The 1,588-nt window shown below is 54.5% G+C and carries 3 protein-coding genes; 1 reads left to right on the top strand and 2 read right to left on the bottom strand.

Going from position 1 to position 1,588, the window contains the following annotated elements; all coding sequences use genetic code 11:
* The coding region (locus EQY_RS0122515; RefSeq protein ID WP_038809288.1) for a tRNA methyltransferase at positions 1-84 on the bottom strand (84 nt) is incomplete at its 3' end.
* A gap of 145 nt (positions 85-229) precedes the next feature.
* On the opposite strand from EQY_RS0122515, the gene ubiF reads away from it, so the two are divergent.
* On the top strand, positions 230-1,405 hold the full coding sequence (gene ubiF / locus EQY_RS0122520) for a 3-demethoxyubiquinol 3-hydroxylase (protein ID WP_000184551.1): 1,176 nt from the start codon (positions 230-232) through the stop codon (positions 1,403-1,405).
* Between the two features lie 2 nt (positions 1,406-1,407).
* On the opposite strand, the gene EQY_RS27090 is transcribed toward ubiF, so the two are convergent.
* The coding region (locus tag EQY_RS27090) for a hypothetical protein (protein WP_032337142.1) at positions 1,408-1,588 on the bottom strand (181 nt) is incomplete at its 5' end.

Consider the following 1,588-nt stretch of genomic DNA (forward strand, 5'->3'; position numbering starts at 1 on the left):
GGCATCCAGCAGATCGGCCATCTTCGATGAATCGTACTCGTTCATCTGACAGCCCCAGGTTTTAATATGGAGTTTTTTGGTCATCGACTTGCTCTTGCGAAATAGTAGCCAGGAATGCAGGGCGCATAGTGTAATGCTTTGCTGCCGTTGTGACCAGTATGAGCGTTATCAGCCCTTGGGGGTAAAAATCCTGTAAACTTAAAGCATATTGCTAACAGGATGATTGACCATGACAAATCAACCAACGGAAATTGCCATTGTCGGCGGAGGAATGGTCGGTGGCGCACTGGCGCTGGGACTGGCACAGCACGGATTTGCGGTAACGGTTATCGAACATGCAGAGCCCGCGCCGTTTGTCGCAGGCAGTCAGCCGGACGTGCGGATCTCGGCGATCAGCGCGGCTTCGGTATCATTGCTTAAAGGTTTAGGCGTCTGGGATGCGGTACAGGCCATGCGTTGCCATCCTTATCGCAGACTGGAAACCTGGGAGTGGGAAACCGCGCATGTGGTGTTTGACGCAGCTGAATTAAAGCTGCCGTTGCTTGGCTATATGGTGGAAAACACCGTCCTGCAACAGGCGCTGTGGCAGGCGCTGGAAGCGCATCCGAAAGTAACGTTACGTGTGCCAACCTCGCTGATTGCGCTGCATCGCCATAATGATCTTCAGGAGCTGGAACTGAAGGGCGGTGAAACGATCCGCGCGAAACTGGTGATTGGTGCCGACGGCGCAAATTCGCAGGTGCGGCAGATGGCGGGAATTGGCGTTCATGCCTGGCAGTATGCGCAGTCGTGTATGTTGATTAGCGTACAGTGTGAGAACGATCCCGGCGACAGCACCTGGCAGCAATTTACCCCGGACGGACCGCGTGCGTTTCTGCCGTTGTTTGATAACTGGGCATCGCTGGTGTGGTATGACTCTCCGGCGCGTATTCGCCAGTTGCAGAATATGAATATGGCGCAGCTCCAGACGGAAATCGCGAAGCATTTCCCGTCGCGTCTGGGTTATGTGACACCGCTTGCCGCTGGTGCGTTTCCGCTGACGCGTCGCCATGCGTTGCAGTATGTGCAGCCAGGGCTTGCGCTGGTGGGCGATGCCGCGCATACCATCCATCCGCTGGCGGGGCAGGGGGTGAATCTTGGTTATCGTGATGTCGATGCCCTGATTGACGTTCTGGTGAACGCCCGCAGCTACGGCGAAGCGTGGGCCAGTTATCCGATCCTCAAACGTTACCAGATGCGGCGCATAGCGGATAACTTCATTATGCAAAGCGGTATGGATCTGTTTTATGCCGGATTCAGCAATAATCTGCCGCCGCTGCGTTTTGTGCGTAATCTCGGGTTAATGGCGGCAGAGCGTGCTGGCGTGTTGAAACGTCAGGCGCTGAAATATGCGTTAGGATTATAGCCTTACAACATTGCCGGATGCATGCCAACCGTAGGTCGGATAAGACGCGGCAGCGTCGCATCCGACATTGAAGGATAAGACGTGTCAACATCGCATTCGACATTGAATATACGCAGAAAAGCAAAAAGCTCGCCGAAGCGAGCTTTTTTAATGTGGCTGGGGTACGAGGATTCGAACCTCGGA

The sequence above is a fragment of the Escherichia sp. TW14182 genome (assembly GCF_000208525.1).
Classification (GTDB): Bacteria; Pseudomonadota; Gammaproteobacteria; order Enterobacterales; family Enterobacteriaceae; genus Escherichia; species Escherichia ruysiae.

Bases quoted from the DNA above. Each gene is read 5' to 3' on its own strand.
- ubiF (WP_000184551.1), top strand. From the start codon at position 230: ATGACAAATCAACCAACGGAAATTGCCATTGTCGGCGGAGGAATGGTC.